Origin of the sequence: Pustulibacterium marinum, assembly GCF_900116665.1 — a bacterium.
Classification (GTDB): Bacteria; Bacteroidota; Bacteroidia; order Flavobacteriales; family Flavobacteriaceae; genus Pustulibacterium; species Pustulibacterium marinum.
Map to the genome: position 1 here is coordinate 1 of NZ_FPBK01000029.1, position 6,483 is coordinate 6,483.

Annotated in this window: 3 protein-coding genes; all 3 read left to right on the plus strand. The window is 35.9% G+C overall.

Annotated elements, in window-relative coordinates:
* Positions 1–426, plus strand: a 426-nt coding sequence (locus BM383_RS18680) for an OmpA family protein (protein ID WP_143106479.1), incomplete at its 5' end; no start/stop codon positions are given.
* Positions 427–649: 223 nt separating this feature from the next.
* Positions 650–5,503, plus strand: coding sequence for a GEVED domain-containing protein (locus BM383_RS18685; RefSeq protein ID WP_093026666.1), 4,854 nt, complete (start codon positions 650–652; stop codon positions 5,501–5,503).
* Positions 5,504–5,662: 159 nt separating this feature from the next.
* Positions 5,663–6,483 (plus strand): fibronectin type III domain-containing protein (locus tag BM383_RS18690; RefSeq protein WP_143106478.1); only part of this gene is annotated, 821 nt, incomplete at its 3' end.

Below are 6,483 nucleotides of genomic sequence, written 5' to 3' on the forward strand. Positions count from 1 at the left end.
AACAAAGAAGAAGTAGAAGGAACAGAAGATGCAGTAACCAATGTATCTGTAAGTTTAAAGCCAATTCGTCCAGAGATCAATTTAAATCCGATTTACTTTGAGTTTGACAAGCACAACATTACGCAACAAGCAGCATTTGAGCTAGACAAACTGGTAGGTATTATGAACAAATACCCACAGATGGAAGTAAAAGTAGAAACACATACTGATATTCGCGGAAGTGAAAAATACAACCTAGAATTATCAGACAAACGTGCAAGATCAACCGTACAATACTTGATCTCCAAAGGCATCGCCGAAGACAGATTAAGTAGCGAAGGATTTGGAGAAAGCAATCCACTTGTAGACTGTAAGAACAAGTGTAGCAAAGAAGATCACGCTAAAAACAGAAGATCAGATTTTATTATTCTAGGAGAAGAAGAATAAACAAACACCAAAACTACATACCAAATAAAAAGGGAAGCTTTAAACAGCTTCCCTTTTTATATTTTGCTAAAACAAGTGATTTTTTTCAAGAAAAAAAACATAATACCATAACAATATTATTCAATTTGTTAATTTTTAGAGATTTTTCTAATCTTGTTAAATTTTTATTAAATTAGGGCCTTCAAGATTTAAGCTTTAATTAATAATTAATCAATCACTCCACATGAAAAAAACTACTTTATTGATTTTTTTAATGTTCGTTAGTGCACTGAGTTTCGCTCAAGTGCTCGACGAACCCGCAAACTGGCCAAATACGAACTGGACGCTCTCCGGGACGTATGATTCGGATTATTTGTACGAAGACCCTACAGACACATCTAGTCAATTTAGCTTTGATGACGACGATGCTGGTAGTTCATCTTACAATGATGTTGCCGTAGAGTCCCCGGCAATAGATCTTACTGCAGCACATACAGCAGGAGAAACTTGGATTTATTTCTCTGCAGATTATGTTTACAACTGGATAGGGAATGACAGAATTTTTGTTGAATACTGGGATGCAGATGCTTCTGAGTGGATTACATGGATTACATTAAATTCCGATACAGCAAGCGCACCTACTTCTGCTTATTGTGATGGAACAGCAGAATCTTTATTATCCACTCCATTAAACATTTATTCTTTTTCAAGTACTCAATTATCTGATTTTAAATATCGTATTTATTTTGATGATAATGAAGCTTATGCTTGGGGATTTTGTTTTCAATCTCCAACCATTTATTCAGAAACACCTCCTTCTTGTCCAGACCCATCTGAGTTATTTGTTGATGGAATCACAAACTCTGACGTAGACATTTACTGGACAGAAAATGGATCTGCTAGTAAATGGAATATCGAGTATGGAGTAGATCCGTATGAGCAAGGAGAAGGAACTGTTGTTACCTCAACTACTAACCCATATACTTTAGATGGTTTAGCAGGAAGCACTACTTACACTATTTGGGTTCAGGCAGATTGTGGTGGTGGTGACACTAGTAACTGGATAGGGCCAATTACCTTTACCACACTATGTGATCCACTTACAGCACCATTCTACGAAGATTTTGAAAACGAAGGAGCAATACCTTCTTGTTGGACTCAAGATGAAAATAACGGAGAAGACTGGGATTTTGCTACTATAGATGATTACTCTGAAGTTGGAAACGATGGTGAAGTAACCGGTTCTACTTTGAGTAACAGCTATTTTGCTTATGTAGATGATAGTTTCTCTAATGGTGATGAAAATACTCTACTAAGTCCAATGGTTGATGTATCGTCATTATCAGTTCCTGCTTTAAATTTCTATATTGTAAGTGATAGCGAAGGAACAGCTAACTCAACATTAACCGTTGATTTTTATGATGGTGAAAACTGGAACGAGGATATCTATACCAACACTGGTAACACCAATGGTTGGGAGTATATTCTAGTTGACTTAAGCACTTATACGATTACAGATGCTGTACAAGTGAAGTTTACGTTTACAGGCAGTAGCTCATATTATGACGATATTGCTATAGACGATGTTTCTATATTTGAAATGCCTTCTTGTCCACCAGTTATGGATTTAATGGCTGAAAACTTTACTACAGAAGGTGCAGACCTTTCTTGGACTGTTTTAGGAACTGAGACTTCTTGGACAATAGAATACGGTTACGAAGGTTTTGAACAGGGTACAGGATCTACAATGACTGTAACAACAAACCCTTATACTCTTACAGGTTTAGAACCAGGTACAGACTATGACTATTATGTAATTGCTGAATGTACTGAAGAAACTAGCTTAGTTACAGGACCATTCAACTTTACTACAGAATGTTCTATATATTCTACTCCATACTCTGAGGATTTTGAAAACGACGGAGATATTCCAAACTGTTGGTCACAAACTGAGGATGACGATATCACAGAATCCTATGATTGGGAATTTAGCGACTCCAACTACTATACTGATATTACTGGAAACACTATTTCAAATGCATTTTATGCCTTTGTAGATGATTCTTACTTAACAGAAGGAGAATTTGCTTCGTTAACTTCACCATTGGTAGACCTTTCGGGATTAGTTACTCCATCTGTTCAATTTTATTTATCAAGCGATAATTTCGGATATGCTAGTGCTAGTTTCTCTGTAGACTTTTTTGATGGTACTACTTGGCATACCGATGTGTATACAAGTACAGGAAATACTGACGGATGGAAATTTGTAGCAGTTGACCTTAGCGGTTACACACTTTCTGGTTTAACACAAGTTAGATTTGTTGTAGAAGGTAGTACTTCTTATTACGATGACATTGCAATTGATGATGTTGTTTTTGACGAAATGCCAGCTTGTACTATACCTTCAGATATTTCAGTTTCTAGTATTACAACAGAAGGAGCAGATATATCTTGGGTAGAAAACGGTTTTGCTGAAGCATGGAATTTAGAATATGGTTTAACAGGATTTACTCAAGGTACAGAAGACGGAACAATTATTCCAGTATACACAAACCCTGCAACCATTGAAGGTTTAGAAGCTGGTATGGAATATGACGTTTATATCCAAGCTAGTTGTTCTACCGAAGATAGTAACTGGTTTGGTCCTATTACATTTACTACAGCTTGTGAGGCTTTCGGAGATTTCACAGAAGACTTTGAGACAACTGCATACGGAGAAGTTACAGATTGTTGGACTGGTGTGGAAAGCACTACTAATGCCTATGCATATGTACAGGCTTCAAATTATTTAGCATTTTCTGGAACTTACTGTATGACATTATATAATTCTGGAGACACAGAAGGAGATATCATGCTTGTAACTCCAATGTTAACAGATCTTCCTAATGCTACACATAGAGCTAAATTCATGGCTCATGGATATTCTGGATACGTTATAGAGGTTGGAACATTAACAGATATTACTGATCCATCTACATTTACATTAGTTGAATCTTTTGATTTGGCTGGTGATTATCAGCAAATTACTGTTGATTTTGATGAAGCTACTACAGATAGTTATGTTGCTTTAAGACATGGAATGGCAAGTACTTATCAAACAATCAGAATTGATGATTTTGTTTGGACAGCTACTCCAACAGAAGCTCCAGACTGTGCTACCAATGTTGTTGCTACTCCAGATGAGAGCTGTGGTAACTATGCAAACACTATTACTTGGGATCAGCAAGGTTCTGCAGATGGTTACTATTTAACTATTGGAACTACTTCTGGTGGTACTGATATTTTAGATAATGAAGATTTAGGATATGTATCTGAATATATGTTTGAAGGTGATTTTGCAACAACATATTACTATACAGTGACTCCTTATAACCAAATTGGTTCTGCAACAGAATGTACTGAATATTCATTCTCTACTGCTACTACTGGTTGTTACTGTGAATCTGTTCCTACATCAAATGATGGAAACGGTATTACAAATGTAACCATTGCTGATACAGATATATCTAATGGAGACGTAACCTACGCAGATTATACTGATACTGTTGTAGATGTTTACCAAGGTCTTACAACAACAGGTTCTATTGATTTTGCAACAGGCTTCACTTACAACACTAATATTTGGATTGATTTCAACGACGACTATACATTTGACAGTTCTGAATTAGTTTATAGCGGTGAATCATTATATAACAACCCAACAACTTTAGACTTTTCTTTCGAAATTCCAGCTACTGTAGACTTAGGTGAGCACGTATTAAGAATTGGCTCTGCTGACTTTGGTCAAAGCACACCAAATCCTTGTTTTAATGGTTCATATGGTGTAACCATTGATATTACCGTAGACGTTACAGTACCACCTTGTGTAATACCTACAGTTGATGCTACAACCGTGAGCCCAGATTGTGATAACGATCAATTTTATGTAGATGTTGAAATCTCTGATCTAGGAGACGGTACTCCAACTATTACAGATGGTACTACCACTTGGGATGTTACAGCGACAGGAACAACTCAAGTTGGTCCATTCCCTAATGTAGATACTGTTTCATTGACTATATTACACGGTACTGAATCAGCATGTGATGTTGAATTAGGTGATTTTATGATGGCTTGTCCTCCTGCATGTCCTGTAAACGTAGTTGCTACACCAGATGAAAACTGTGGTACTTATGCAACGGTTATTACTTGGGATAGTACAGACTTTACAGATGGCTACTACTTAACAGTTGGTTCAGCTTCTGGTGCAAATAATGTACTAGATAATGAAGTAGTTCTAGGTACTTCTTATGATCTAGTTGCTCCTGCAGGTACAACTTACTATTACACGGTTACAGCTTATAATGATTATGGAACATCTGAAACATGTACAGAATACACATTTACTACAAATGCTTCAGAATGTTATTGTGAATCAGTTCCATTATCAAATGATGGTAGTGGTATTACAAACGTGACCATAGGTACTACAGACTATACCAATGGTGATGTTACCTATGCAGATTATACAGATACAACTGTAGATCTTTACAATGAAGGATCTAACTACATGATGATAGATTTTGCTACTGGTTATACTTATGACGCAAATATTTGGATTGACTTTAATGATGATTATATCTTTGATAGTGAAGATGAATTAGTTTATAGTGGAGAATCATCTAATGACAACCCGACATCGCTAGATTCATCATTTGACCTTTCTTCTTTCTCAAATATATCTTTAGGCACACATACCATGAGAGTTGGTACCGCAGATAGTGGTCAATACACACCAAATCCATGTTATAATGGTTATTATGGTGTAACTATCGATTTCAGTGTTAACATTGTAGACGGTGTTGCTTCAGCAGATGCATTTGAAGGGTTTGACTTCAAATACTATCCAAACCCTGTAAATCAAAACAAACTTACATTGGCTTCTCAAGAAGAGATTAGCGATGTAGTTGTATTTAATTTACTAGGTCAAGAGGTATTGAGATTATCTCCAAATGCTACAGACTATACTGTAAACATGTCTCAACTTTCTGCAGGTGCTTACTTTGTTAAAGTGACCATTGCAGATAAGACTCAAACCATTAAGATTATTAAGGAATAACTTCTTTAAATTCATAATCTCACCAAAAAGGACTGCTAATTAGCAGTCCTTTTATTTTTTAACATAATTATTAATATTTATTAAATCATTTCTTAAAATTTACCGGTAAAAAGTCATCTAATTTGTATAAAAATTTTATTTTTACACAAAAACCTACCGATGAAAAAAACTACACTTACTTTTTTACTACTCTTACTTACAGGTTTTTGCACTTTTGCGCAAACCTTAGAGCAAAATGCCAACTGGCCCAATGCCAACTGGAGCCTTACTGGCTCTTACAATTCAAGTTCCTTAGCATTGGAAGCGAACCCATTGGTTACATCAACCTTTAGTTATGATGACAATGATGCAGGATATTCATACTCCTCGACCATTGCAGCAGAATCTCCTGTAATAGACCTTACAGCTGCTTACAATGCAGAAGAGACCTGGATAAAAGTAGAAACAGAATACATCTACAATCATAGCTATAACGATTATATTCAATTACAATACTGGGATGCCGATAGTTCCTCTTGGGTTGATTGGGGTGATCCTTTAAATACAGACACTTACTACTATGCTTACAATAATTATTGTAGTTATAATAAAACTGATTTTGTTTCAGATCATTTGAACATCAGTGAGTTTACGAGTACACAGCTTACGGGATTTAAATACCGTATTTACTTTACAGACGGAGGAAACTACACCTATGGTTTTTGTTTTAACGCACCAACTATTTATTCTCAAACACCTCCGCCTTGTCCAAGTGTTTCAGATTTAAATGCTACAAATGCAACAGATACTACCGTAGATATTTCTTGGACTGAAAATGGATCTGCTACTTATTGGAATATAGATTATGGTCCTGCTGGTTTTACACAAGGTACAGGAACCAGTGTTGTGGCAACTTCAAACCCACACACTCTTAACAACCTTGAAAGTAATACCGATTATGAATTTTATGTTCAGTCTAACTGTATTCTTTATCTGGGAGA

Coding starts and splice junctions, on each gene's coding strand:
- BM383_RS18685 (WP_093026666.1), top strand. CDS start 650: ATGAAAAAAACTACTTTATTGATTTTTTTAATGTTCGTTAGTGCACTG.